The 24,663-nt window shown below is 49.7% G+C and carries 25 protein-coding genes; 6 read left to right on the top strand and 19 right to left on the bottom strand.

Annotated elements, in window-relative coordinates:
- Positions 1-49: 49 nt before the first annotated feature.
- The 3 genes from slmA to coaBC form a co-directional block, all read right to left on the bottom strand.
- Complete coding sequence (gene slmA / locus UC15_RS15695) at positions 50-646, bottom strand: nucleoid occlusion factor SlmA (protein ID WP_013577628.1); 597 nt, start codon at positions 644-646, stop codon at positions 50-52.
- A gap of 171 nt (positions 647-817) precedes the next feature.
- Positions 818-1,276, bottom strand: coding sequence for a dUTP diphosphatase (gene dut / locus UC15_RS15700; RefSeq protein WP_015699226.1), 459 nt, complete (start codon positions 1,274-1,276; stop codon positions 818-820).
- Entirely contained in the window at positions 1,254-2,471 is a 1,218-nt protein-coding gene (coaBC, locus tag UC15_RS15705) for a bifunctional phosphopantothenoylcysteine decarboxylase/phosphopantothenate--cysteine ligase CoaBC (protein WP_112289309.1), read from the bottom strand. The genes dut and coaBC overlap by 23 nt, the downstream gene beginning before the upstream one ends.
- A 185-nt stretch (positions 2,472-2,656) precedes the next feature.
- Between coaBC and radC the strand changes: the two genes are divergently transcribed.
- From radC to mutM, 4 genes are all read left to right on the top strand, one after another.
- Complete coding sequence (radC, locus tag UC15_RS15710; RefSeq protein WP_112289310.1) at positions 2,657-3,337, top strand: DNA repair protein RadC; 681 nt, start codon at positions 2,657-2,659, stop codon at positions 3,335-3,337.
- A gap of 265 nt (positions 3,338-3,602) precedes the next feature.
- Positions 3,603-3,839 (top strand): 50S ribosomal protein L28, encoded by a 237-nt coding sequence (gene rpmB, locus UC15_RS15720; protein ID WP_004931195.1) that lies wholly within the window; start codon positions 3,603-3,605, stop codon positions 3,837-3,839.
- Positions 3,840-3,850: 11 nt separating this feature from the next.
- On the top strand, positions 3,851-4,018 hold the full coding sequence (gene rpmG, locus UC15_RS15725) for a 50S ribosomal protein L33 (protein WP_004392084.1): 168 nt from the start codon (positions 3,851-3,853) through the stop codon (positions 4,016-4,018).
- Positions 4,019-4,160: 142 nt separating this feature from the next.
- Positions 4,161-4,970, top strand: coding sequence for a bifunctional DNA-formamidopyrimidine glycosylase/DNA-(apurinic or apyrimidinic site) lyase (mutM, locus tag UC15_RS15730; protein WP_112289311.1), 810 nt, complete (start codon positions 4,161-4,163; stop codon positions 4,968-4,970).
- Positions 4,971-4,978: 8 nt separating this feature from the next.
- Here the strand turns inward: mutM and coaD are convergent, their stop codons facing one another.
- From coaD to rfaD, 12 genes are all read right to left on the bottom strand, one after another.
- Positions 4,979-5,461 carry a pantetheine-phosphate adenylyltransferase gene (coaD, locus tag UC15_RS15735; RefSeq protein WP_112289312.1) on the bottom strand — a complete coding sequence of 161 codons (483 nt, stop codon included), beginning with the start codon at positions 5,459-5,461 and terminating at the stop codon, positions 4,979-4,981.
- A 6-nt stretch (positions 5,462-5,467) separates the two neighbouring features.
- Positions 5,468-6,235 carry a glycosyltransferase family 2 protein gene (locus UC15_RS15740; RefSeq protein ID WP_112289313.1) on the bottom strand — a complete coding sequence of 256 codons (768 nt, stop codon included), beginning with the start codon at positions 6,233-6,235 and terminating at the stop codon, positions 5,468-5,470.
- Positions 6,235-7,509 (bottom strand): lipid IV(A) 3-deoxy-D-manno-octulosonic acid transferase, encoded by a 1,275-nt coding sequence (gene waaA, locus UC15_RS15745; RefSeq protein ID WP_112289314.1) that lies wholly within the window; start codon positions 7,507-7,509, stop codon positions 6,235-6,237. The genes UC15_RS15740 and waaA overlap by 1 nt, the downstream gene beginning before the upstream one ends.
- Positions 7,510-7,629: 120 nt before the next feature.
- On the bottom strand, positions 7,630-8,778 hold the full coding sequence (locus UC15_RS15750) for a glycosyltransferase family 4 protein (RefSeq protein WP_112289315.1): 1,149 nt from the start codon (positions 8,776-8,778) through the stop codon (positions 7,630-7,632).
- Positions 8,771-9,853 carry a putative lipopolysaccharide heptosyltransferase III gene (gene rfaQ / locus UC15_RS15755; RefSeq protein ID WP_112289316.1) on the bottom strand — a complete coding sequence of 361 codons (1,083 nt, stop codon included), beginning with the start codon at positions 9,851-9,853 and terminating at the stop codon, positions 8,771-8,773. The genes UC15_RS15750 and rfaQ overlap by 8 nt, the downstream gene beginning before the upstream one ends.
- Before the next feature lie 160 nt (positions 9,854-10,013).
- Positions 10,014-11,021 carry a glycosyltransferase gene (locus UC15_RS15760; RefSeq protein WP_112289317.1) on the bottom strand — a complete coding sequence of 336 codons (1,008 nt, stop codon included), beginning with the start codon at positions 11,019-11,021 and terminating at the stop codon, positions 10,014-10,016.
- Between the two features lie 66 nt (positions 11,022-11,087).
- The gene (locus tag UC15_RS15765) at positions 11,088-12,374 is read right to left on the bottom strand and encodes an O-antigen ligase (protein WP_112289318.1); all 1,287 of its coding nucleotides are present in this window, start codon (positions 12,372-12,374) and stop codon (positions 11,088-11,090) included.
- A complete protein-coding gene (locus tag UC15_RS15770) occupies positions 12,367-13,368 on the bottom strand; it encodes a glycosyltransferase family 8 protein (protein WP_112289319.1) in 1,002 nt (333 codons plus the stop codon). The genes UC15_RS15765 and UC15_RS15770 overlap by 8 nt, the downstream gene beginning before the upstream one ends.
- Positions 13,361-14,458, bottom strand: coding sequence for a glycosyltransferase family 9 protein (locus tag UC15_RS15775; RefSeq protein WP_112289320.1), 1,098 nt, complete (start codon positions 14,456-14,458; stop codon positions 13,361-13,363). Before UC15_RS15775 ends, UC15_RS15770 begins: the two co-directional genes overlap by 8 nt.
- Positions 14,459-14,460: 2 nt before the next feature.
- Positions 14,461-15,444: a lipopolysaccharide heptosyltransferase RfaC gene (rfaC, locus tag UC15_RS15780; RefSeq protein ID WP_112289321.1), complete on the bottom strand. Its 984-nt coding sequence runs from the start codon at positions 15,442-15,444 to the stop codon at positions 14,461-14,463.
- A complete protein-coding gene (gene rfaF, locus UC15_RS15785) occupies positions 15,444-16,493 on the bottom strand; it encodes an ADP-heptose--LPS heptosyltransferase RfaF (protein WP_112289322.1) in 1,050 nt (349 codons plus the stop codon). The genes rfaC and rfaF overlap by 1 nt, the downstream gene beginning before the upstream one ends.
- Before the next feature lie 30 nt (positions 16,494-16,523).
- On the bottom strand, positions 16,524-17,456 hold the full coding sequence (gene rfaD, locus UC15_RS15790; protein WP_112289323.1) for an ADP-glyceromanno-heptose 6-epimerase: 933 nt from the start codon (positions 17,454-17,456) through the stop codon (positions 16,524-16,526).
- A 241-nt stretch (positions 17,457-17,697) separates the two neighbouring features.
- Here rfaD and kbl point away from each other — a divergent pair, with 241 nt between their 5' ends.
- Both kbl and tdh read left to right on the top strand, forming a co-directional pair.
- Positions 17,698-18,894 (top strand): glycine C-acetyltransferase, encoded by a 1,197-nt coding sequence (gene kbl, locus UC15_RS15795; protein WP_112289324.1) that lies wholly within the window; start codon positions 17,698-17,700, stop codon positions 18,892-18,894.
- Positions 18,895-18,903: 9 nt separating this feature from the next.
- Entirely contained in the window at positions 18,904-19,926 is a 1,023-nt protein-coding gene (gene tdh, locus UC15_RS15800) for an L-threonine 3-dehydrogenase (protein WP_112289325.1), read from the top strand.
- A gap of 101 nt (positions 19,927-20,027) precedes the next feature.
- On the opposite strand, the gene UC15_RS15805 is transcribed toward tdh, so the two are convergent.
- The 4 genes from UC15_RS15805 to envC all read right to left on the bottom strand — a co-directional run bounded on the left by UC15_RS15805 (position 20,028) and on the right by envC (position 24,564).
- Complete coding sequence (locus UC15_RS15805; RefSeq protein ID WP_112289326.1) at positions 20,028-20,957, bottom strand: hypothetical protein; 930 nt, start codon at positions 20,955-20,957, stop codon at positions 20,028-20,030.
- 2 nt (positions 20,958-20,959) lie between these two features.
- A complete protein-coding gene (locus tag UC15_RS15810) occupies positions 20,960-22,183 on the bottom strand; it encodes a glycosyltransferase (protein WP_112289327.1) in 1,224 nt (407 codons plus the stop codon).
- Positions 22,184-22,363: 180 nt separating this feature from the next.
- Complete coding sequence (locus UC15_RS15815; RefSeq protein WP_112289328.1) at positions 22,364-23,296, bottom strand: divergent polysaccharide deacetylase family protein; 933 nt, start codon at positions 23,294-23,296, stop codon at positions 22,364-22,366.
- A gap of 2 nt (positions 23,297-23,298) precedes the next feature.
- On the bottom strand, positions 23,299-24,564 hold the full coding sequence (gene envC / locus UC15_RS15820) for a murein hydrolase activator EnvC (protein ID WP_198659717.1): 1,266 nt from the start codon (positions 24,562-24,564) through the stop codon (positions 23,299-23,301).
- Positions 24,565-24,663: the final 99 nt, after the last annotated feature.

The raw sequence follows: 24,663 nt of genomic DNA on the forward strand, positions 1-24,663 counted from the left end.
GGCCTTTCGGCCCTTTTTGATATCTGACATTTGTCGCTGCGTCGTGTTTTTATTGCAACTGAGCGGAGATAAGCGGCCAGCGGGTATCGAAGTCTTGCGTCGGTTTGTACTTGAATTCAGAGCGTACAAAGCGTGACAGCATCCCTTCGCAAAATGCCAGTAACTGGCTGGCGAGCAGGGTTTCATCACTGATAAACCCGCTGCCTTCACGCATTTTCTTTTCCCGCAAAACCTGACGCAATTGCGCTTCGATTCGCTCGAACAGCTGGTTGATGCGACCTTGCAGGCGGTCCTGTTCAAACATCAGGGCATGACCGGTCATGATGCGGGTTAATCCCGGATTACGTTCGGCAAAACCTAAAATCAGCAGCAAAATCAGACGGATTCTGTTTAGCGTATCTTTTTCATCCTGCAGGATGAGATTGATACGAGTGATCAGACTGTCTTCGATAAACTCGATTAAACTGTCAAACATCCGCGTTTTACTGGGAAAATGACGGTAAAGAGCTGCTTCTGAAACACCTACACTGGCGGCAAGCTTTGCCGTTGTGATCCGCTGGCTGCCATCGCTGGACTGAAGCATTTGCGCTAACGCCTGCAAAATCTCTTCGCGCCTGTTCCTTTTTGTCGTTTCTTTCTCTGCCATGTCTGAATAGACCCTTGCTAAAAAACGGCTAAAACCATGGAGAAACCGCACAACTGCCGCATGAATCGCTGTGATCCTGCGGCTTATTTCGTTCCCTTCGCGTTGTTACGGTCTGATAGTGATAAGGATCTGTTCAATATCGCGTCAAAATCTGCGGTGCTGAACAGGTTCTTATTGGCGACCTGAGTGGCCAAAGCCCCCTTCGCCGCGTTCACTGGCGTCAAAATCTTCCACCAGATTGAATTCTGCCTGAACCACAGGGACAAATACCATCTGAGCAATGCGCTCGCCCGGTTCAATAATAAATGTGGTCTGACCGCGGTTCCATACCGATACCATCAGCTGGCCCTGATAATCAGAGTCGATAAGACCGACCAGATTGCCCAGCACGACGCCGTGTTTATGGCCCAGACCGGAGCGCGGCAAAATCACCGCCGCCAGATTAGCATCACCAATATGGATAGCCAGACCGGTTGGCAGCAGCGTCGTTTCGCCCGGTTTCAGTTCTACAGACGCGTCCAGACAGGCGCGTAAATCCAGACCCGCAGACCCTGGTGTTGCGTAAGCCGGTAAAGGGAAAGTCGAACCGATGCGCGGGTCGAGAATTTTAATGTCGATTTTTTTCATCATAACGGCTGACAATCTCTTCTAATAAACGTTGACCAAGCAGGGACTTATCGCTGAGCGGTAAAATTTTATCCCCGTCCTGCCAAAAAAGATGCAGGGCATTGGAATCACTGTTGAAACCCTGCCCGGCAAGTGAAACATCGTTAGCGCAGATCAGATCCAGATTCTTGCGGATCCTTTTTTGCCGCGCGTATTCTTCCACATTCTGGGTTTCAGCGGCAAACCCCACAACGTATGGCCGGTTCTCTGTCATGGCGGCAACGCCCGCGACAATGTCGGGGTTTTTCACCATTTTCACAGTGATTTCATCGCCTTGCTTTTTGATTTTCTCATCAGCAATAATTTCTGCGCGGTAATCAGCCACGGCAGCGCAGGAAATAAAAATATGCTGAGAACCCGCAGAAAGCTGCACCGCTTTTTGCATTTCCAGCGCACTTTCCACATCAATCCGGCGGACGTTAGGCGGTGTCGGCTGAGTGACCGGTCCGGCGATTAGCGTAACCTGCGCACCGCGTTCAGCGGCGGCTTTGGCAATCGAAAAACCCATTTTGCCGGAACTGTGATTACTGATGAAGCGGACAGGATCCAGCGGCTCACGGGTCGGACCTGCGGTCACCATAATGTTCAGATGGGCCAGATCGTTGCGCGAAGAGAAATGCGCGTTTGCCATATCAACAATCACCAGCGGATCGAGCATGCGTCCCGGACCTACGTCGCCACAAGCCTGACTGCCGCTGTCAGGGCCCCACAACAACGTGCCCCGCGCCGCCAGGCTTTGCAGATTTTCCTGCGTGACGGCAGCGCGATACATTTGCTGATTCATCGCAGGGAGCACCGCGACCGGCGCGGCTGTCGCCAGACAAACCGTCGTCAGCAGATCATTCGCCATACCGGCATTCATGCGGGCCAGCAAATCCGCCGTGGCGGGGGCGATAATCACTAAATCAGCCCATTTTCCTAACTCAATGTGACCCATTGCCGCTTCAGCTGCGGGATCAAGCAGGTCGTCGGAAACCGGATAGCCAGAAACAGCCTGCAGGCTCAGCGGAGTCACAAAGGATTTCGCCGCTTCTGTCATAACGACGCGAACTTCAGCGCCTCTTTCACGTAAGCGACGTACCAGTTCTGGTGCTTTATAGGCAGCGATACCACCGCTGATACCGAGCACAATATGTTTGCCGGAAAGTCCCGTCATCATCATTGTCCGATTGGTTGAAAGCTGGAAGAAGCGACATTTTAGCATAACGCGCAATGATGACAGCTATTGGCGATGCTCCGTTACCGGAGCAATAAAAATTCTGCGTAATGTCTCGCAAGCTGACCCGGTGGAAATCACGACGGCTATGGCGTTGTGCCACAATCCTGGTCAATTAAGGAGTCAGGATGACGAAACGACAAGAGCCCTGGCCGGGCGTGATGCCGCCGCGGGAGAAATTATTGCAGCAAGGTGCGAAAGAGCTGACGGATCAGGAGCTGCTGGCGATTTACCTGCGCACCGGATGCCGGGGATTGCATGTGATGGAACTGGCAAAGAATCTGCTGGAAGAGTTCGGTTCATTGCATCAGTTGCTGATGGCCGATTTTGACGCGATGGCCCGCACGAAAGGGATGGGCGTCGCCAAGTTTTCCCAGCTGGTCGCGGTCTCCGAATTATCACGTCGAGCCTATTTGCGTCATTTGAGTGCTGAAAATGCGATGCTCAGCCCGGAGGTTATCAGAGAATATTTGCAGAATTTGCTCGTTTTCCGGGAAAGAGAGGTGTTTCTGGTACTTTTTCTCGACAACCAGCATCGCGTTATTCGCCATGAGGAGATGTTTGCTGGTACTATTGGGCACGTAGAAGTGTATCCCCGCGAAATTGTTCGTGGTGCGATGAAGGTTAATGCGGCAGCCCTAATTCTGGCGCATAATCACCCATCCGGTCGGGCTGAGCCCAGCCTGATGGACAGAAAAGTGACTGAACAGATTATTCGAGCGTGCCAGCTGCTTGAGATTCGTGTCCTCGACCATTTGGTTGTAGGTCACGGAGAAACGGTATCTTTTGCCGAGCGTGGTTGGATTTAGCCTTGTTTTTTGAAGATCCTTTGGGATCTTTAGCTGTTCGGGACTTGAGCACTTACGCTACAGAGCGTATACTACGCCACCTTTGAGAATCTTGGGTTTGGCGATAAGAGCCTATCTCAGCAGGTTTCTAACCTGATGAATTGGTTTTTACCCGACGACAGTGAGTCGGTTCTCAGTGGAGTTTGCTGAGATGGGCTCTAAAAGCCTGACGAGGCGGCCATACCCTATACGAAGCTCGAGCTGATTTGATTTTTGGAGAATAGACATGTCCCGAGTCTGCCAAGTTACTGGCAAGCGCCCGGTGAGCGGTAACAACCGTTCCCACGCAATGAACGCGACCAAACGCCGTTTTCTGCCGAACCTGCACTCCCACCGTTTTTGGGTTGAGGCTGAGAAGCGCTTTGTAACTCTGCGTGTATCTGCTAAAGGTATGCGTGTTATTGATAAGAAGGGTATTGAGACGGTCTTGGCCGATCTGCGTGCCCGCGGTGAGAAGTATTAAGGAACTGCATCATGGCTAAAGGTGTTCGCGAGAAGATCAAGCTGGTTTCTTCTGCTGGTACTGGTCACTTCTATACCACCACGAAGAACAAGCGTACTAAGCCGGAAAAATTGGAACTGAAGAAATTCGATCCAGTTGTCCGTCAACACGTGATCTACAAAGAAGCTAAAATTAAATAATTTTAGTGGATTGCTAAAAACCCGGCTCCGGCCGGGTTTTTTATTGCCTGAATTTCGGGATTTCCATTCACAGCGACTTTTATTTGCCTGATGTCGGTGTCTGCGACACACTCTGAACACGATTCTGCTAAGGGAGAAATTAATGCCGGAATTACCTGAGGTTGAAACCAGCCGCAGAGGGATTGAACCCTATCTGAAAGGTCACACGATACTCCATGCCGTCGTACGCAATCCGCGTTTACGCTGGCCTGTCTCGGCGGAGATCTTAGCGTTAAGCGATCAGCCTGTTCTGAGTGTTCAGCGCCGGGCAAAGTATCTGCTGGTCGAGCTGAAAACCGGATGGATCATCATTCATCTGGGCATGTCTGGCAGTTTGCGGGTGTTGCCGGAAGAGACTGAGCCGGACAAACATGACCACGTTGATCTGGTGATGGATACCGGCCACGTGTTGCGTTATACCGATCCTCGGCGTTTTGGTGCCTGGTTATGGTCTTCTGATCTGGCGGCCAGCAATGTCCTGGCGCATCTCGGTCCTGAACCGCTGAGCGAAGATTTCACGGCAGATTATCTGTTTGAGAAATGCCGTACGAAAAAATCACCAATCAAACCCTGGCTGATGGACAACAAACTGGTGGTCGGCGTGGGGAATATCTATGCCAGTGAATCCTTATTTGTTGCCGGGATTTCACCTGACAGACCCGCGCATTCGCTCAAACGTGATGAAGCGGAGTTGCTGGTCAGAACCATCAAAGCAGTACTGTTGCGTTCGATTGAACAGGGCGGGACGACGCTGAAGGACTTTTTACAGTCAGATGGAAAGCCGGGATATTTTGCGCAAGAATTGCAGGTGTATGGAAGGGCTGGCGAGCTTTGCCGGGCATGTGGTACGCCAATTGAGAGTAAGAAACACGCTCAGCGCACCACGTTTTTCTGCCCGAACTGCCAGCGTTAACGCTTGATTCAGGCGCTGATTTTTTCCATCAGTGCCTGAGTGATAACCTGTGGCAGGAAAGGCGTGATGTCGCCACCGTGGCGTGCCACTTCTTTGACCAGAGAAGAAGAGATAAACGACCATTCTTTCGATGGCATCATGAACACACTTTCCAGCGTCGGCAGTAAATGCCGGTTCATGTTCGCAAGCTGCATTTCATATTCAAAATCAGACACCGCGCGTAAACCACGAACCAGCACGTTAGCGTCCTGAGCTTTGGCAAAATTCGCCATCAGATCGCTGAAGCCAATCACTTCAACATTATCCAGATGCGACGTCACTTGTGTCGCCAGCGCCACGCGCTCATCCAGCGAGAACATCGGTTTTTTGCCTGGGCTGGCCGCAATCGCAAGAATAACATGGTCAAACATCAGTGCCGCACGTGTGACGATATCAAGATGCCCGTTGGTCATCGGGTCGAACGTGCCGGGATAAATTGCCTTAGTGCTCATGACGGCTCACTTTTGCAGTTGATGGCTGAGTGCCCACAGGGCGGCATACTTATTGAAGGTATATTGTGCATTGACGCCTGCCAGGATCAACCCCTGCTTACCATCCAGAAAGCCAGCGCGGAGGATCCAGGTTTTCATGAATGCACCCAGCGTATGCGAAATAATCGAGAAGAAGCTGCACTTACGCCCTTGCTGATGACGTTGTTCTGCCCACGCCTGCGCATAACTGAGCTGTTTACGCTGGAAAGCGAAAAGGTCACGACAGGTGAGATGCTGGAGATCGCCTGGCAATGGCACCACCGCGGCACTGCCGGTGTTCAGTGATTCATGAACCAGATCGTCGTTATAACTGAATGTGGAAGGATACAACCGGTTCACGCGATCCGGATACCAGCCGCTGTGGCGCATGAATCTTCCGAGAAAAAGATTACTGCGCCCGAGGCTATAAACGGTGTTTTCCTGCGGAGTATTCAGGACATTTTCAATCGACTGGCGCAATTCCGGCGTTACACGCTCGTCGGCATCGATCATCAATATATAGTCGCCGGTGGCGTGACTTTGTGCCCGCTGGCGTTGTTTGCCGAACCCCGGCCAGTCAGTATTTTGAAATACTTTCGCGCCAAAACTGCGTGCGACATCCTGAGTTGCATCTTTACTGCCGGAGTCGAGCAGAATAATTTCATCCGCCCATTCGACTGATTCAAGGCATTCCGGCAACAAACCGGCTTCATCACGCGCAATCAGTACAACGGATAAACGTTTTTTATCAGCCATTAATGACTCCGGACAGGCAGATAAGGCTCCAGTAAATGCAGCAGACGTTGTAACGCCCCCTGATTTTGATGCAGAACTTCAACGGCGTGACGCCCATAATACAAACGATAGTCTTCGTCAGTCAGCAGGGTCGAAATTTCTTTCACCAGCGATGCCGTATCCGTCACCGTAATCAGACCGTCGTCCTGAGCCAGCTTGGCGCAAATGTCTTTGAAATTAACGGTGTGCGGCCCCATCAGTACCGGGATGGCGTGTGCGGCGGCTTCAAGCGGGTTATGACCACCGCGATCGACCAGACTGCCGCCGACAAATGCCAGGTCAGCAATGCCGTATAGCAGCATTAATTCGCCCATGGTATCGCCGATCACCACCTGAGTGGTCGAGGAAGGCACTTCCCCGGAGCTGCGCTGAATGAATGAAAGTCCTGCTTTACGCGTCAGTTCACAGGCCACCGGGAAACGTTCCGGATGGCGGGGAACCAGAATCAGCAGCAAATTAGGATGCGCTTTCAGCAGCTCTTTGTGTGCTTCCAGCAGCAGAGTTTCTTCACCTTCATGCGTGCTGGTAGCTATCCAGACCTGACGGCGTGATGCCCATTGACTGCGCAGCGCAATGGCTTTTGCCGCCAGTTCAGGTGTCACGGAGATATCGAATTTCAGGCTACCGGTGACAGCGAGCTGATTTCGTTTCAGGCCTAAGGAGAGGAAACGTTCACCGTCTTCCTGGTTTTGCGCGGCAATCAGCGTGATACGTTGCAAAATGGTACGAATGAATTTGCCAAGTTTCTGATATCCCTTTGCCGAACGGGCTGAAAGGCGCGCATTGGCGATGACTAGCGGGATCTGGCGACGGTGCAGGGCACTGATCAAATTCGGCCACAACTCGGTTTCCATGATAATCACCAGCTTAGGGTTTACTTCATCAAGAAAACGATTTACCGATCCTGCCAGATCATAAGGCAGATAGACGTGATGCACACCTTTGCCAAAGGCCGACTGAACACGCTCCGAGCCGGTCGGGGTCATTGTCGTGACGGTAATTGGCAAGGAAGGATAGCGATGACGTAAAGCGCGGACTAAAGGAATGGCTGCCAGTGTTTCGCCCACGGAAACGGAATGCAGCATAATGCCACCGGACACAACCTTCCCTTTGCAGAAGCCATAACGTTCAGCCCAGCGTTTACGGTATGCAGGAGACTTCCGGCTGCGCAACAGTAAACGAATCCAAATCAATGGCTGAATTAAATATATGATTATATTATAAAAAATATTCATCTTTTATCAGGCGTTGCATAAGGGAAAGTCAATTTCATATAGCGAAAATAGTCCCGGCGGATAGATGGGCACATGTTACCAGATAAGTGTGATCGACTCATCATGTCAGCGCGAATGGCATCAGGCCAGCAACGAGTAATAAAGTGCAACTAATTGTTGTGAAAGGTTTTTGGGGCTATAGGGGAGAATACGCTCTCTGGCCGCATTTCCCATCTCAGCATTTTCCCTTCGGGAAGGAATTTTCTTCACGAATTCGATGAGTTTTGCCACATCCAGCGCATCACAAACAAACCCTTCATGTCCTTCCCTGATGAATTCAGCACCGCCACATGTCTGGCTGGTGATCACCGGAAGGCCGCAGGCCATCGCTTCAAGAATGACGTTAGGAAACGGGTCATACAACGTCGGTAAAATCATTCCATCAGCTGCGTGATAGAACGGGATAACATTGTTTTGTACGCCGGTGAAACGGACTCTTTCCAGACATCCTGCCTGCTTCGCCAGAGATTCATACTTCTTCTGGTCTTTATCCTGTCCGACAACGATGAGATAGCGGTCACTGGCGGCAATGGCTTCTATCGCGGGTTTAAGCCCCTTACGCTCGAAGCCTGAACCCACATAAATCAGGGCAACAGCGCCGGCAGGGATAGAAAGTGTTTCGCGCGAGGCATTGCGTTGCTCGTCAGTTGCAGGAATAAACTTTTGTGAGTCGATAGCATTATAAATAACCTCGAACCGGCTCTCATCGACCCCGTAACAACGCATGATGTCGCGTTTTACCATTTCAGAATTACAGATGATTTTTTTCAATTCCGGCGAATGGAACATCGCTTCTTCGGCTTGCAGGACATAGCGGTGGTAGGGACTTATTTGGGTGAGGAAACGCTGGAAAGGGGAAATGACGCGTGTCCTTTGTTCCAGCCAGACGCGATGTGCGCCGTCTCCTGCACGGAAAATATCGCAACCCGGGATGCGCTCATGACTTTGAACGATATCGAAATGTTCCTGCTTCCAGCATTGCTGCGCGGCGGCGGCAAAGCCTTTTTCCCTTGAAACGCGACCGTATTTTGCCGGGTTACAAAGATGAATTTTCCATTTCGGATTAGGCTTGCCTTCCCACTGACGGGTGATGATGTTCAGGTCGATATTCTGATCGTCCAGCGCTTCCAGCGCACGGGATATAAAACGTTCTGCACCGCCATCCGGGCGATACTTTTGTCTGACAATCGCTAAACGAATACTTGTTGTCTGGTCAGCAGAATCAGTCATGCAGATAACTCCTGGCGGCATCAATAACATCGCTGACCGGAATAGCATGCAAATAACGCTGTTGGGTTTTTGTGTCGATAGAATCCGGCGCGGGCAGCGGGGCATAATCTCCGGCCCACAGGGTCGTATTATTATTGCCCCAGGGGCGCCAGTGCTGCATTTTCGTCGGACCGAACAACGCCACGCAGGGGGTATTCAGGGCTGCTGCCATGTGCATCGGCGCAGAATCAACACCGATAAAAAGTTTTGCACCGTCAATCATGGCGGCCAGTTGCGTCAGCGACAACTGCCCGGCAACAGAAATAACCTGAGGGTTGTGAGTGAGATCCTGGATTTTACGCACCATATCCCGTTCTTTTTTATCAGGACCCGCGGTCATGACAATCGTAAGACCTGTATCTGCGAGGCCATCAATGACGCTGGCAAATTTATCATCATCCCAGCATTTGAACGTCCAGCGTGAGGTCGGCTGAATCACGATGTATCCGCCGGTGACATGATGTTTGAGAAGCAACTGCTGGCAAAAAGCCTTGTCACTTTCTGAATAATGCATCGAGGTTTGGGCATTCTCCACCGGGATCCCAAGCGGAGATAAAATCGACATATTTTGTTCAACGGTATGCAAAATACTGTGATTTTCAGTCGTCACTAACTCTGTATGGCCAGCCCGCCAGACCGGAGAACGGCGTTTTTTATAGTCAAAACCCAGCCGGACTTTTGCCCCCGTAAACAAAGAAAGTAGCGCACTGCGCCACTGATCAGCCAGGTTGATCACCAGATCATAATGGCGTGCGCGAACGGCTTTCAGCAGCTGATATTCTTGCTGTAACTGATAGCGGATCCCTTGCTTTTTCCATGTTCTGTCAATGACATGAATGTGTGAAAGCGACGGATGTTCGCTCAGAATAGGGCGGGTTTCTTTATAGAGAAGCACATCAATTTCAGCATCAGGATAATGCTGGCGCAGTCTGTTTATCACTGGTGTTGTGAGCACCATATCTCCGTGATGACGGAGTTTCACCAGCAAAATTCGTCTGGGGATAAAGGCTGCGTACTTGGCTTCTGAGTTAGGCATTCTATTATCTGATATTAGAATATAGTGAATAGATTTTAGGTGAAGAATCCTATGCTGTGAAGTTATTTATCTGCCTGATATAGAAAGGTAAATAACTTCGTTTAGGAAATAGTTATAAAGGAATTATGTGGGTAAGGAAATCATCTCTTTCTTAAAGGCCTCAGGCGAGTTTTTTGCGTAAGTTATGCAGGCGCTTTAGCCACAATAATAGTTGCCACCATTGTTTCGGGCCGCGGGCATTACGGAGCATTATCTTACGTGTGCCGGAGGTATAAATATCTTCAATCATGGCTTTTTGAGCCGCAGGATCAGGCTCGCGACGAACTGAGTGGCATACCGTCAGCGCTTCACGTGTGACCTGCCGTGGAAACTCAGGATAAATTTTTATCCGGTCTTTATATTGCTCATTCAGCTCATCAAGCATTTTGGCAATTTTCAGATAATGTCTTTGATATTCAACGTTCTTCATTCCGGTGCGTTTTTGATTACTGATTGACTGACCGTGAATGTAGTAGCGGTATAGGATCGTTTGGGTGTATCTCACGCGGCGGGCATTGAACATGAATTCGGTCGTCCAGGGAATGTCCTGATGGTGTAAACCAGGTTCAAAATACAGTCCCTGTTTTCTAATCAATTCGAGACGATAGACGCCAAGCCAGACAACATGTAAATACCGGTTCGTTGCCAGCGCCGTTTTCAACCACAACGGCCCATCCAGTACCCCCGTTGAGGTTAAACGGTCCTCAGGAATGAGCGGTTTGACTTTTTCTGAGCCGACAAAATAGCGTTCACCATTGCACTGAGCGGCATCCAGATCATCCTGCTCACACATCTCTATCAGCGTTTTGTACATCTCCGGAGAGACGATGTCATCGGCATCCGGAAAGGTCACGTACTTGCCCCGGGCAATTTCCAGACCGGCATTACGTGCGCGCGAAACCCCGCCGTTTTCCTGAGTAATAACCTGAATATGGGGATATTTTGCGGCGTACTCTTGTGCTGTCTGCTCTGACCCGTCCGTCGAGCCGTCGTTAACAATGATAATTTCGAGGCTATCCAGCGTTTGCGCGACGAGTGAATCCATAAAATCCCGGAACATCGCCCCTGCGTTGTACATAGGGATGATCGCGCTGAGCTTAATGGTTTCGGATGGTATTGTTAGGGTCATGACACAAAATTTCCACGAATAAGGAGAGCTAGCAACCGCGCCGAACGCAGTGCCCGGCACGTAAAATCATTGTTTTTCAGAGACTGCTGGGGTCTTCATCCGCAGCATCAGCAGATAACCCACGATCAGAACGACAAAATACGGCGTCTCGCGATTATAGAACTGAGAGTCGCCCTGACTGAAATAAATAACCGGTACTGAAAGAAGCAGGAATTCGTAGCCTTTAGGGACGAGTTTAAAGGGATATAACAATAATACGGCGAAGAACAGCACGATAATAATCCCGCCAAAAATGCCCTGTAATGACAAGGTGTCAATAATGTCATTGTGCAAATGGAAAGGCAGATTACGTAAGGCTTCCGGATTTCCCCCTTCATGCTGATTAATGAAGGTTGTCGCCAGCGCATTCCGGCTGTCTGCTGACTGTCCGAACGGATGATGTTCAAAAGCATCGATACCGGCACGCCACATTGAGAAACGGGCGCCTACGGAAGTATTACGGTCTCCGGCATCGTAAGAGGCGACTTCATTCTGCAGATTATCGATTCGGGTAACGATTTTGTTGTAATACGGGTGGCCGGATAAAAGAGCAGAAATGATTAGCCCTGCAATGGCGAAGCCATAAATCATTTTTGATGTATGTGAACTCTTCGCGAAATCATAGAGCACACTACAGACGCTAATAAAGGTAAACAGGATTGCCGCTGATCGGGTTTCTGTTGCTGCCAGAACGCCAAATGTCATGGTCATGATCACCAGACAAAAAAGCCTGTAATGTTTTAGCCCATGAAATTTCAGGCTGTACATCACCAGTAATGAGAAAATAGTAAACGTATAAGCACCGGAAGTCGGTGCGTCAGAGTTAATTCGGATACGCTCGCCTGTTTTCAGGTAAACCGCGATATGCATGACGGAGATAATCATAAATAACAATGTCATGATCGCAATGCCCGTGCGGACAGTCACTGTCGATATCTTCCATCTGTGCAAATTATGCTCTATAGCATAAAGAATAAAGGCCGCCAGGATAAGTCGCTTGCCGCTTATCTGATAATGGTGAGCAATCAGCGGATACTGTTCATTGGTCGTCAATGCGACCCACAATAATTTGCTAACACCGAGCAGTAATACAATCCATGAAAAAACGTAAAAATGGACTTTTTTATCTTTTTTAAACGTGATGTACACGAAATAGATAACTGCGATATAAGTCGTGATATAGAAAAAGTTTCGGGTGACTTCTCCGGACAGCATAAAAAAAGAAATCGAGATGGTGGTGAATAAGAAAAACAGTGCAGCAAGCTTATCGTCAAATGACGATTTTTTGATAGCTGATAACCAAGGGTTAATCATGTGTTCTTTTCCTGAATACTTTTGTGTTCATATACTTAGCCATCCATTTCACGCTACTTAAGTAGTCTCCTTTAAACCACAGGACACGAGCATAGCGTTTCATTTCTTTATAACTTACTGGCATATCGAGCGAAATGCCTCTCCATGGGGAGCGCTCATAATAGGAGTAATAGAGATCTGCCACATTACTTCCTCCCCACGAGTGCCAGGGTTTACATTTTCCAGTGTAATGAATCAGGATCACACCGGCAGGAAGGGCTTTCTCATGGCCTACGCGTTTGTAAATGATATCGACGATATAATTATATTCTTTAGGCAGTAGCAGGGTTTCGTGTTCCAGCACGACATTCAGAGCTTCCTGATCAGGGAATTTAAATTTATCCCCGTTTTCGCGAAGCTCATTAATCACCCGGTTGGTGGTGTCTCTGGCAACCCATTTTTCGATATTGATATAAAGAAATCCGGAGTTGAAATAATTACCAGAAGTCAGTTTAAGCACCGGGCAAAGTTTAGCTCGCGCCCTTTTTTCATCATTTACTGCACATAACGTATGTTGACTGATATCCAGGGTGATCAGGTCATTGTACTGACCGACACATAGCGTATCAGCATCCAGATAAATCACTTTATCTGTGATATCAGCGAGGATGAGAGGAATAAATAACCGGTAATAGATGGCGTGTGTGTAACGGCCAACCATCGGCAACCCCTGGAACGCCTCATCTTTGAAGGTATAGGTGGTGACGGCAAGGGGAAACATCTTCGCTAACTCAATGATTCGGCTAATGCTCTCATTGCTTAGTGTTGTACCGAATAAATGAACATGAAAGCGCAGATCAGGGTTGTTTTCCAGAACTGAGAACACAGCAATGCCCATTCCGCGAGCATAACTGTCATTGATACCGAAAGAGAGATGCACCACATCTTTTTCAGTTCCCAGAGAGTTAACAATTTCTTCCCTATTCTTAATCGATGAATGCAAGATATTAGCCATAATGGGGCTCCTGACCTCTGCTGTCAGTAATGAACTCGTGAATCGCTTTTAATTTATGTTCGTTCAGCGCAAACAATTGTTCCGGCGTCAGGCTAAAACGGGTTCTGGTTTCAAAAACAAACGAAGCAGGTTCAAAGTTTTCAGGTTCAATAAACAGCACCTTGCCTAACGGACGCTGTTCTTCCTTACAACATGGGCCGGTAAAGCAGATGATAGGCGTTTTTTGTGAATCTGCTATATAGGCATTTCCTGAATCTGAGGCGATATAAGCATCAAGTTGACCTAGCGCAAAAGGCACATCTTCTAACGGCATCTGACCGATGAGGCTCACGATGCGTGATTTTTCCTCTTCACTTAATATTTCAAGCAAAGCATCCAGATAAGGCTGTTCATTAGCCGGACCGAACACGATGAACTGACAGTTCAGATTCGACAGATTTTGTATGATCTGTTGCCAGACTTCCCGTGGGATGGTTTTTGCACGATTACCCGCAGAAATACTGATCCCAATTTTGATTTCACCGGTTTTATCCAGCACAGGATAGTGAGTTTTCGGGATCCATAACGGCAGCGTGGCATGCGAGTGGTAACTGTCAGCCGTCAGCGCGGGATCAGCCAGTTTCAGGTAGTTTTCTAAAGCGAGGTCATACTTACCGTGCTGACGAACCACGTTGGCTGTGGCAAAGAACATCCTGTGATACCACTTACGCACATAGGTTTCTAAAAAGGCTTTGTGCTTCGCATTACAAAATGCAGCGTAGAAAGCATTAATGCTGTTAGGTTGCAGCAGATAGACATTGTCATAGCGGTTGAGCAGCCTGAACGCCAGACGGATTTTACTGAAGAGAGACTTCTTGTGTTCTTCAATCAGGAAGATCGACTCAATCGTTGTATCGCGCCCGGCCAGTGGCAGCACCGTTTTACTGATTAACACGTCCGATTTTTTCAGATGTTTGAGTAAAGGCGTGATGTTAACAAAATCGCCAATTTTGGCGGTCTGGATGACGAGATTGCGTCCTTTGCCCCGATGAAAAGGTTTCATCAGCATTTTGAATGGCCACAGAAAAATGAAAATAATCACATAGCTCATGGTCAGTTCATTTCCTTATTGGCAGAAATAACATCGTTGAGTTGCTCAAAAACGCGTTCCGCCGGAAGAGCCTCCAGCGAGTTGTTTTCTGCTTTCAGGACAAACTGATTCTTCCCGTACCCGCCAATCAAACCCGGATCGGTCGGACCGTAGAGGGTGATATTCGGGCGATCCAGCGCCGCAGTCAGATGGCTGAGTCCGGTATCCACTGAAATCACGGCTTGCGCACCGGCTAACACCTCAGCCACTTTCTCGAGACTCAATTTAGGCAAGACTTCCACGTAAGGAAACCCTTCAGCCAGGCGCAACGCGCGCTGATATTCATGCTCAGCGCCCCACGGAAGTTTGATGCGAAGATTGGCAGCACTCAACATCCCGATCAGTTCACGCCACTTTTCTTCCGGCCAGTGTTTGTCTGCACGGGTGGTCGCATGGAGAAAGACCAGATACTGACCGGCATCGTCAGGTAAATGTGAAAGGAAGCGCGCCGCAATGGCGTAGTCGCCCTGGGTCGCAGGTTTTACATAGCCGAGGCTTTTAGCAAACAGTTCTCTGGAGCGCTCCACTGCATGTTGTTTTTTATCAATTTCGTGGCGCTGATTGTAGAACCAGCTGGCGAAAGGTTCACGGGCGCTTTTGCAGTCTTGCCCGTGTTTTTCGCCTTTGGCAACACGGGTGATCAGCGCTGCACTTTTGATTAATCCCTGAGCATCAATGATGGCGTCATAGCGGGTGGACTGCACTTCGCGTTTGAAATCACAGCGTTGCTGACGGGTTTCAGAGCCAAACCAGTTTTTGCGCCAGCGGCGGATCGCTACCGGAATAACGCGATCGACGGCCGGATGCCAGCCGGGGATCTGAGTGAAACCTTCTTCCACAACCCAGTCAAAGCGGATCCCGGGAATAGCCTGCATGGCATCCGTTAATGCAGGAAGCGTATGCAGAACGTCGCCCATGGACGAGGTTTTGACAATGAGAACCCGCATTAAATCTCCTTCCTTGCGCTCAGTAACTGGTTTAATTCCTGATAAACCTGCTCTGGTTGAATATCAATCAGACTCTGGTGATAGCCTTCTTCGGCATCGCCTTTGCGGACTTTATGGTAGCCGGTGATCAGGCGGATAACTTTCGCCTGATGGCTGAGTGGCGGAGTGAAGTCCGGGCTGCTCGGCCCGTAGAGTGCCACCAGCGGTTTATCCAGCGCAGCAGCGACATGCATCAGACCAGAATCATTGCTGACCACAGCCTGACAGGCCGCGATCATCACCACAGCCTGATCCAGAGAAGTTTTACCCGCAAGATTCAGGCAGAAAGCTTGAGCACTTTCAGTCAGTGCCAGACGGATTTGCTCTCCGGCGGCATTGTCTTTTGCCGAGCCAAACAGCACGACCTGATAGCCTTCGCTGATCAGTTTTTCAGCCAGTACGGCGTAGTGATAATGCGGCCAGCGTTTGGCCGGGCCGAATTCAGCACCCGGACAAAAGCCAATCAACGGGCGTGAATTATCGACAGCAAAGGCGATTTTGACGGCCGCGATTTCGGCTTCAGTGACCTGCAGTTTTGGCCACAGAATGGGTTGTGGAAGGTCGGCCGCAGTTTTGATTTTTCCGGCTTCGTAGCCGAGCGCCGCGTAGCGCTGAACCATCAGCGGAAATGCGGCTTTATCGAGGACCCGTAAATCATTGAGCAAGCCATAGCGCATTTCGCCACGCCAGCCAGTGCGCTGAGGAATGCGCGCAAAGAACGGAACCAGCGCTGATTTAAAAGAGTTAGGCAAGACATAAGCGCGGTCATAATGCGTATCGCGCAATGAAACGCCCAGACGACGACGCTCGCCAAGTTCCAGTGCGCCATGACCCAATGGCATCGCCAGCGCCTGATTCACTTCCGGCATCCGGTCGAGCAAGGGACGGCACCATGCAGGTGCCATCACGTCAATTTGTGCTTGCGGGTGCGCAGCTTTCAGGGTGCGGTAAAGACTTTGAGACATCATCATGTCACCGACCCATGACGGCCCAATTACCAGTATTTTCATACCGTTAATCCATTCCTCAATGTGCAGGGCTTAAACTGTGCGGTTAAGCCAGCTCATGTATTCCGTCACGCCTTCAGCAACCGTTTTGAAAGGTTTGTCATAACCGGCATTACGCAGCGCGGTCATATCGGCCTGAGTGAAGGACTGATAACGGCCTTTCAGTTTTTCCGGGAAAGGAATGTATTCGATATCGCCAGATTTGTGGTACGCCACGACCGCGTCCGCCACCGCCTGGAAGGATTCTGAACGACCGGTACCGCAGTTGAAAATACCGGAAACGCCGTTCTGCCAGAACCACAGGTTCACCGCAGCCACATCGCCCACGTAGATGAAATCGCGTTTGAAGCCTTCGCTGCCGGAGAACAATTTCGGGTTCTCGCCGGCGTTGATCTGGTTGTTCAGGTGGAACGCGACGCTGGCCATGCTGCCTTTATGGCCTTCGCGTGGTCCGTAAACGTTGAAGTAACGGAAACCACAAATCTGCGATTCTGCGTGTGGCAGAATTTCGCGAACATACTGGTCAAAAAGGAATTTAGAATAGCCATAGACGTTCAGTGGCTGCTCATATTTACGATCTTCAACAAAGCTGGTGCTCTGGCTGCCGTAAGTTGCCGCGGAAGAGGCGTAAAGGAAAGGAATACTGCGATCCAGACAATAATGCAGGATATCTTTAGAGTACTGATAGTTGTTGTCCATCATGTACTTTCCGTCCCACTCGGTGGTGGACGAACAGGCGCCTTCGTGGAAAATGGCGTCAATATCACCTAAATCATCGCCTGCAACGATACTGGCGATGAAATCTTCTTTATCACAATAATCCGCAATATCCAGATCAACCAGATTGACGAATTTGGTGCCGTCTTTCAGGTTATCGACCACCAGAATATCGCGGTATCCCATATCATTGAGCGATTTAATAATATTGCTGCCGATAAAACCAGCGCCGCCAGTGACGATTATCATGGGATCCACCTTTAATCATTTTAAGAACCGCGCACCATGCGCAGCCTGTAATTGGGTAATATCATAACACTTCATTATGAAGCTCACATTGGGAAGGTGTCCGATAACACGCATTCTTGTGTTTCAGACCGTAAGGCGTGAACTATGCTGCAAAACAAAGATATTGTGAGCGGTTCCATCGTTATTTCGTATTCAGATTAGTAATGTATTCCGTGAATGAGTCATTTCAGGAGAATACTGTATGTCTGTTTCGTTTTATCGGCAGTTGGAAGACCAGCTCGATCAGGCGCGGGTTGAAGGACTGTTTAAAGAAGAACGTATACTCACCACGCCTCAGCAGGCTGAAGTCTCTGTCGCGGGTGGCAAGCCGGTCATCAATTTCTGCGCCAACAACTATCTCGGATTAGCTAACCATCCGGCGCTCATCAGGGCCGCTAAAGAAGGGCTCGACAGCCACGGTTTTGGCATGGCGTCGGTGCGTTTTATCTGCGGTACACAAGATGCCCATAAAGAACTCGAACACCGCCTGGCCGATTTTCTCGGTATGGACGACGCGATCCTTTATTCCTCCTGTTTTGATGCCAACGGCGGATTATTCGAAACGCTGCTGGGCGAAGAAGACGCCATCATTTCGGATGCGCTGAATCACGCATCAATTATCGACGGCGTCCGGTTGTGCAAAGCGAAACGCTACCGCTATGCCAACAATAATATGGACGAACTCGAAGCCCGTTTGCAGCAGGCGAAAGACGACGGTGCCCGGCATATTCTGGTCGCCACCGACGGCGTGTTTTCCATGGATGGTGTGATTGCTAACCTGAAAGGTGTCTGCGATTTGGCAGAACGATTTGACGCGCTGGTGATGGTCGATGATTCCCATGCTGTCGGTTTTGTCGGTGCCGAAGGGCGCGGTACTCACGAATATTGTGACGTGATGGGGCGGGTAGACATCATCACCGGAACGCTCGGTAAAGCGCTGGGCGGAGCTTCCGGTGGTTATACCGCAGCTCGTCAGGAAGTCATCGACTGGTTACGCCAGCGTTCACGTCCTTATCTTTTCTCCAATTCACTGGCACCGTCGATTGTCTCCGCTTCGCTGAAAGTGCTCTCCATGCTGGAAGGAGGCAGCGAGCTGCGCGAGCGCTTGCTCAGCAATTCAAAAATGTTCCGTGAAAAAATGACCGCAGCCGGTTTCACGCTGGCAGGGGCCGATCACGCCATCATTCCTGTCATGCTGGGCGAAGCCCGTTTAGCGCAAGAATTTGCCGCGCTTTTGCAGCAGGAAGGCATTTATGTCACCGGTTTCTTTTATCCGGTAGTGCCGCAAGGCCAGGCGCGTATCCGTACCCAGATGTCTGCGGCACATAGCACCGAACAAATCGAAAAGGCGGTTGAAGCCTTTGCCCGTATCGGTAAAAAACTTGGCGTGATCGCCTGAGGAGTTTCCATGAAAGCCTTAGCAAAACTCAAACGTGAGGAAGGCATCTGGATGACGGATGCGCCGGTGCCTGAAATGGGCCATAACGATTTGCTGATCAAAATCCGTAAAACAGCCATCTGTGGTACCGATGTGCATATTTATAACTGGGATGCATGGTCGCAAAAAACCATTCCGGTGCCGATGGTGGTCGGCCATGAATACGTCGGCGAAGTTGTCGGGATCGGGCAGGAAGTTAAAGGCTTCAGCATTGGCGACCGTGTTTCCGGCGAAGGTCATATCACCTGCGGGCATTGCCGCAACTGCCGCGGCGGGCGTACGCACTTATGCCGCAATGCGCAGGGCGTCGGGGTAAACCGTCCCGGTGCCTTTGCGGAATATCTTGTTTTACCGGCGTTCAATGCGTTCAAAATCCCGGACAATATTTCTGATGATCTGGCGGCCATTTTCGACCCGCTGGGCAACGCAGTTCATACCGCGCTGTCTTTTGATTTAGTCGGAGAAGATGTCCTGATAAGCGGCGCTGGTCCGATTGGTATCATGGCTGCTGCTATCTGCAAACACGTTGGCGCGCGTCATGTTGTGATCACTGACATGAACGAATACCGGCTCGAACTTGCGCGCAAAATGGGTGTAACGCGGGCGGTCAATGTCAGTCAGCAAAGCCTGCCGGATGTCATGGAAGAGTTGGGGATGACGGAAGGGTTTGATGTCGGGCTGGAAATGTCCGGCGCACCGGCAGCATTTCGCAGCATGCTCAGTGCGATGAATCACGGCGGGCGAATTGCCATGCTCGGCATTCCTTCTGCAGAAATGGCCATCGACTGGAATCAGGTGATTTTCAAAGGGTTGTTTATCAAAGGGATCTATGGCCGGGAAATGTTTGAAACCTGGTACAAAATGGCGGCGCTCATTCAGTCCGGGCTGGATCTCACTCCGTTAATCACTCACCATTTCCCGATTGATGAATTCCAGAAAGGGTTTGATGCGATGCGCTCCGGTCATTCCGGAAAGGTCATCCTTAACTGGTGATCTGATTTTTCGCAGAGATGAAAAAGCCCGCTTAACATGAACTGTCCAACTTTATGGGGTCAGTCCACAACAGCGGGCTTTTTTCTGGCTAACGGGAGTGTTCAGGCTTCCGGTTCTGCCTTTTGTTTCTCTGCATCCGTCAGATATCGCACTTTGCGGGTGTAATCCTGGCCTTTAAACAGCAGTTCATTATCTGGCGAGGCCAGATACTTTTGCCATTCGGTCAGCGGGAAACCGCCGTGCGCGCCAATGACCTCTTTCGGAATCACCGAAGGCGTGCCGCCGATTTTTTTCGATACCGGCCAGTTCATCCAGTCGCCGAGGTTCACGCTTTTAATGTCCAGAGTGTCGAGCATCGCCGCCAGGGGCAGCTGATCGGTCGGTGGCTGATTATCTGGCAGGATATTCCAGGTATCTCTGAAAAACATAATCCACAACGGGCACAAACGTTCCCAGGTTTTACGCGTCGCCGCTAAAAATGCGCCGTTGACGTGGTCAACGATATAAGGCCGTACGCTGTCTTTGTAATACGCTGGAATAATTTCAGGGTCACAATCCCCGAGTTTGGCAATCATTTTGCCCTGACGGAAACTCGAATAAATATGATTTTCATGCAGCTGAATTTCAGGCATTTTCAGCAGATTCAGATCAGAGTCGATCATCAAAATGCCATCAGTTTTAGCCTGCAAAGGCGCCAGCAGTTTGATCAGACGGCTAAGATAAATTTGTTTATAGCGATAATCGCCGGATTTAGTTTCGGGATTCAGTGTCACGATGCGAACTTTTTCAGGCAGAGGCCGGAACAGGCTGGCATCCTGATCGGTCACAATGACAATTTCCTGCAATTGTGTCGCGAATTTGTTGGCAAATTCCGCGCATAAACAGGCTTCTTCAATGTAGTCAGCACCCGCGGAAGGAATGACGACAGAGGTGATATTATTCTTTGGCGCGCCTGCCTTGACGGTATCGGCATAAGGCAGATTGTGGCGTGAAAGAATATGACGATATTTAGAATTTAGAAATTTGAACATGTTCAGCCTTGTTTCTTTTTAACGCTGCTCAAAACGGTTTCCACGCCAGAGACATATTTTTCAATCGCAAATTTTTCGCGGACAGTGAGGTTTGCCTGCGTAGCGATTTCACTGCGCAAATGGGCGTTGAGATACAGCGTTTTCATATGGTTGAAGAGCATCTCAATATCGCCATACTCGAAAAGCATTCCGGTTTCTGCATTTTTAATCAGTTCGGCAGTTCCCGTGACATTGGATCCAATCACCGGCGTTTTCAGTAACATGGATTCCAGAACCACCCGCGGTAAACCTTCACTTTTTGAGCCTAATATAAAGGCATCAAAAGCCGCCAGATATTCCAGAGGATTGCTTTGAAAACCGGTGAAGATGACTTTATCCATCATATTCAGTGCGGCAGCCTGCTGGATCAGGCGGCGTAAATTCGGGCCTTCACCGACAAAGACCATTTTCCATTTTGCTTCCGGGAAAGCACGGTTAAATTTATCGAGTGCCAGCAGGGTGAAGTGGTGGGCTTTACGATTAATCAGAGAACCGATACTGCCAAAGATGAAAGTATCTTCTGTTGCGCCGAGTTCTGCGCGGATCCTGATGCCATCAGGTAACGGCTGGTTAATATCAATGCCGTTGAAGACGGTAAAACACAGCTCTTTGCGCACGCCGCGTTTGAGCAACTGTTCCTGAACACCCTGAGAAACAGAAATGATGCTGTGGCAAAAACGGTTAACAATGCCCACGACGTCTTTGTTCAGAACCGGTTCGATGCGGCAATGCTGCACGATTTCTGTCGGTAAGCCTGCGGTCGAATAATAGCCTTCCACGTTAGAACTTGGCTGATTATTCATATATAAAATATCAAACTGACCGAGCTCAAGCAGGGAATGGATTTTGCGGATATTGGGGTTTATACGCCAGATTTTATCGACAGAATAAATCGCTTTCTGACGTAAATTGCCGCTAAAGAAAAACAGCGTTCGCAGGACTTCTTTGCTGATTTTTGCCCAGGTGGGTTGTCTGACCTGAGGAATGAAAAATACCGGCACATTGAGCGAGTTCAATATCTGGCTGATTGTTTCCCCGTTATCCCGGGCGTAGTCATTGTAAAAGCAGCAACTGATTTCAAACTTTTCACGATCGATTCTTTTCAGCAACTCCAACATGCTGTTGGTGCCACCTCCCCATTCTTTGCCGCTGTCGAGCAGCAGAATTTTAGATCGATCTAGTCCCATCGGTTAGCGCCCTTGCTCAGCCCGGTTAAAAAAATATGCTACCCATTATAAGAGGCAAATTCTATAAGCTCTACTTATTTGATTCTGATACTAAAATCATTAATATCAATATGTTGTATGAATATTTCAAATCCATTTTTTCGAAAATGGGAACCTGGCACCCGTCAATGTCCGTGAATCCTATTTTTTAGGAAATGCGGTCCATGCTAGATATTGGCGTTCAACAAACTGTATTGCCGGCAATGCAGACAGGCTTTCGCCCAGCACTCTAAACATGCTGTCGGCATACACTTGCGGAACCGGTTGTTTCACACGGCAGATGCTGATGCCTTTGCGTGATGGTTGGGACGCCGTGATACCGGTCGCTTTCCCCGCCGGGGCGTTGCGCTGGGGTTCGTTGAGCAGATCGCTTGGCCGCACCAGAACGATATCGGAAGGCAAATTCGGCAGCATTTGTTGCAGCACTTTCACCGTGGTCGGATGGGGATGGCCGATGGCGATGGCATAACCGTTCTTGCGGGCGAGCTGAATAGCCCGTTCAAACTGATGGCGGATTTCCGCTTCGTTCTGCACATCATCTAAAAAGACGTTGCGCTTAATCACTTTCACCCGGGTTCCCTGAGCGGCCTGAACCGATTTGGTATTGCCGATGGTCATACTGTCGAGGAAGAATAAGTTGTGAGCATTCATGGCCTGCATGACGTTTTCCATGCCGGTCAGGCTGGAGGTCATGGCGCTGCCCATATGATTGTTGATACCAATCGCATACGGGATATTGCTGATGGCCTGATCGACAATACGCCTCACTTCTGCGGCACTCATCGAAGGTGTCAGCGTATCTTTTTCCAGCGGTTGTTTGCTGAGCGGCGCCATCGGCAGGTGGATCAATATTTCACGGCCCTGCTGATGTGCCTTGTTCATCATTATCTGCGAATCTGGCGCATTAGGGAAAATCGCAACGGATACCGCTTTTGGCATCTGAAGTACCTGGTTTTCCTCATGCTGGCGATAACCAAAGTCATCAATCAGGATGGATAATTTCGCTGCCTGAACCTGACAAACGAAAAACGCAGTACCACAAAGGGCAGCTAAAACGGACTTTTTATATCGCAATGCTATCTTCCCAACCACGGCTGTGGATTTACTGCCTGGCCCTGACGACGAATTTCAAAATACAGCGATGGCTGGCCCTGTCCGCCGCTGTTCCCAACTTTAGCAATGGCCTGACCGGTTCTGACCTGATCGCCAACGCTGACCAGTGCATCCTGGTTGTAACCATATAGACTCATATCGCCTTTACCATGGTCGATAACCACAACCAGCCCGTAGCCCTGTAACCAGTCCGACAGAATGACGCGTCCGTCGGCAATAGCCCGAACATCACTGCCTTCGCGTGCTGAAATGACGATGCCTTTCCAGCGTAGTTCACCCTGTAGCTGTTCGCCGAAGCGATGTATCAACGAACCGTTAACCGGCCACATATTTTGACCCGAAGGACGTCCCAGACCGCCGGTTCGGGCCATCAGTGACTGTTCGCTTTGGGTTGGTTTATAGGTTGAACCTTTTTTCTTCGCTTGCTGTTCTTTCGCTCGCACGGCGGCGGCTTCCCGCGCTTCTTTTTCCGCACGGGCTTTGGCGGCACGTTCAGCGGCGGCAATTTTGTTTTGCAGGCTGGATTCGTTGGCGCGCAGCTCCGTCAGGCTCTGCTCATCTTTTTGCAATGAGGATTCCAGCGCCGTGAGCGTTTTCTTACGGGCGGCACGCGCCTGTTCGAGTTTTTGTTGCTGTGATTGTTGTTCACTCAGCAGGCTTTTTTGTTGTGTTTGCTTTGATTGCAAAGAAACACGTTGTTCAGCCAGCGTGGTGCGGGTCTGTTTCAGCTCTTCGATGGTTTTCTGTCGTTCGGTATTCAGATAGCCGAAATACGCCAGGATCCGCTCATTACGTTCGCTCTCTTCACCGCTGAGCAGCAGTTGCAAGCCTTTATGCTGGCCGATACGGAATGCTGCATCGAGCTGTTTTGCCAGGATCTCTTCCTGCGTCTTTTGCTGTTTTTGCAACTTATCGATAGAGGCGTTAAGTCCGGCAATGTCTTTGCTGAGTGTGGCGAGGGTTGACTGAGTTACACGCAGCTGGCTGCTGGCGGAGGCAATGGTTTTTTCCTGCGCCTGCAATTGCTGTAATAAAGTGCCGCGCTGTTGTTTCTGCTGCTTAACGCTTTTTTCTTTTTCCGCGATGTTTTGCTGAATGGTTTTTAGCTGATCTTTATTGTCGTCAGCATGCACACTCACGGAAAGAGAGAGTAAAGAAGCACAAAGTAATAAGGCTGAAGATGGGAAAACAGATACGGCCTTGTCCTGAGCGGAAAGGCGGGTTCTCATCAGGCTGAAATGAATGAATTTGCTCAAACTTTTTTCCGCTTGTCGACCGTGGATGATAGACAATATGGCTGTCCCTTCTCGTATCGTAACACTAATCAA

This window comes from Rahnella sp. AN3-3W3, assembly GCF_003263545.1.
Lineage (GTDB): Bacteria > Pseudomonadota > Gammaproteobacteria > Enterobacterales > Enterobacteriaceae > Rahnella > Rahnella variigena.

Coding starts and splice junctions, on each gene's coding strand:
- UC15_RS15770 (WP_112289319.1), bottom strand. CDS start 13,368: ATGGCTAATATCTTGCATTCATCGATTAAGAATAGGGAAGAAATTGTT.
- rfaQ (WP_112289316.1), bottom strand. CDS start 9,853: ATGCCTAACTCAGAAGCCAAGTACGCAGCCTTTATCCCCAGACGAATT.
- envC (WP_198659717.1), bottom strand. CDS start 24,564: ATGAGAACCCGCCTTTCCGCTCAGGACAAGGCCGTATCTGTTTTCCCA.
- UC15_RS15765 (WP_112289318.1), bottom strand. CDS start 12,374: ATGATTAACCCTTGGTTATCAGCTATCAAAAAATCGTCATTTGACGAT.
- kbl (WP_112289324.1), top strand. CDS start 17,698: ATGTCTGTTTCGTTTTATCGGCAGTTGGAAGACCAGCTCGATCAGGCG.
- UC15_RS15740 (WP_112289313.1), bottom strand. CDS start 6,235: ATGGCTGATAAAAAACGTTTATCCGTTGTACTGATTGCGCGTGATGAA.
- waaA (WP_112289314.1), bottom strand. CDS start 7,509: ATGAATATTTTTTATAATATAATCATATATTTAATTCAGCCATTGATT.
- coaD (WP_112289312.1), bottom strand. CDS start 5,461: ATGAGCACTAAGGCAATTTATCCCGGCACGTTCGACCCGATGACCAAC.
- UC15_RS15760 (WP_112289317.1), bottom strand. CDS start 11,021: ATGACCCTAACAATACCATCCGAAACCATTAAGCTCAGCGCGATCATC.
- rpmB (WP_004931195.1), top strand. CDS start 3,603: ATGTCCCGAGTCTGCCAAGTTACTGGCAAGCGCCCGGTGAGCGGTAAC.
- rfaD (WP_112289323.1), bottom strand. CDS start 17,456: ATGATAATCGTCACTGGCGGCGCTGGTTTTATCGGCAGCAATATTATT.
- rfaC (WP_112289321.1), bottom strand. CDS start 15,444: ATGCGGGTTCTCATTGTCAAAACCTCGTCCATGGGCGACGTTCTGCAT.
- UC15_RS15810 (WP_112289327.1), bottom strand. CDS start 22,183: ATGGGACTAGATCGATCTAAAATTCTGCTGCTCGACAGCGGCAAAGAA.
- coaBC (WP_112289309.1), bottom strand. CDS start 2,471: ATGATGACGGGACTTTCCGGCAAACATATTGTGCTCGGTATCAGCGGT.
- mutM (WP_112289311.1), top strand. CDS start 4,161: ATGCCGGAATTACCTGAGGTTGAAACCAGCCGCAGAGGGATTGAACCC.
- UC15_RS15750 (WP_112289315.1), bottom strand. CDS start 8,778: ATGACTGATTCTGCTGACCAGACAACAAGTATTCGTTTAGCGATTGTC.
- UC15_RS15775 (WP_112289320.1), bottom strand. CDS start 14,458: ATGAGCTATGTGATTATTTTCATTTTTCTGTGGCCATTCAAAATGCTG.
- UC15_RS15805 (WP_112289326.1), bottom strand. CDS start 20,957: ATGTTCAAATTTCTAAATTCTAAATATCGTCATATTCTTTCACGCCAC.
- rfaF (WP_112289322.1), bottom strand. CDS start 16,493: ATGAAAATACTGGTAATTGGGCCGTCATGGGTCGGTGACATGATGATG.
- slmA (WP_013577628.1), bottom strand. CDS start 646: ATGGCAGAGAAAGAAACGACAAAAAGGAACAGGCGCGAAGAGATTTTG.
- radC (WP_112289310.1), top strand. CDS start 2,657: ATGACGAAACGACAAGAGCCCTGGCCGGGCGTGATGCCGCCGCGGGAG.
- rpmG (WP_004392084.1), top strand. CDS start 3,851: ATGGCTAAAGGTGTTCGCGAGAAGATCAAGCTGGTTTCTTCTGCTGGT.
- dut (WP_015699226.1), bottom strand. CDS start 1,276: ATGATGAAAAAAATCGACATTAAAATTCTCGACCCGCGCATCGGTTCG.
- tdh (WP_112289325.1), top strand. CDS start 18,904: ATGAAAGCCTTAGCAAAACTCAAACGTGAGGAAGGCATCTGGATGACG.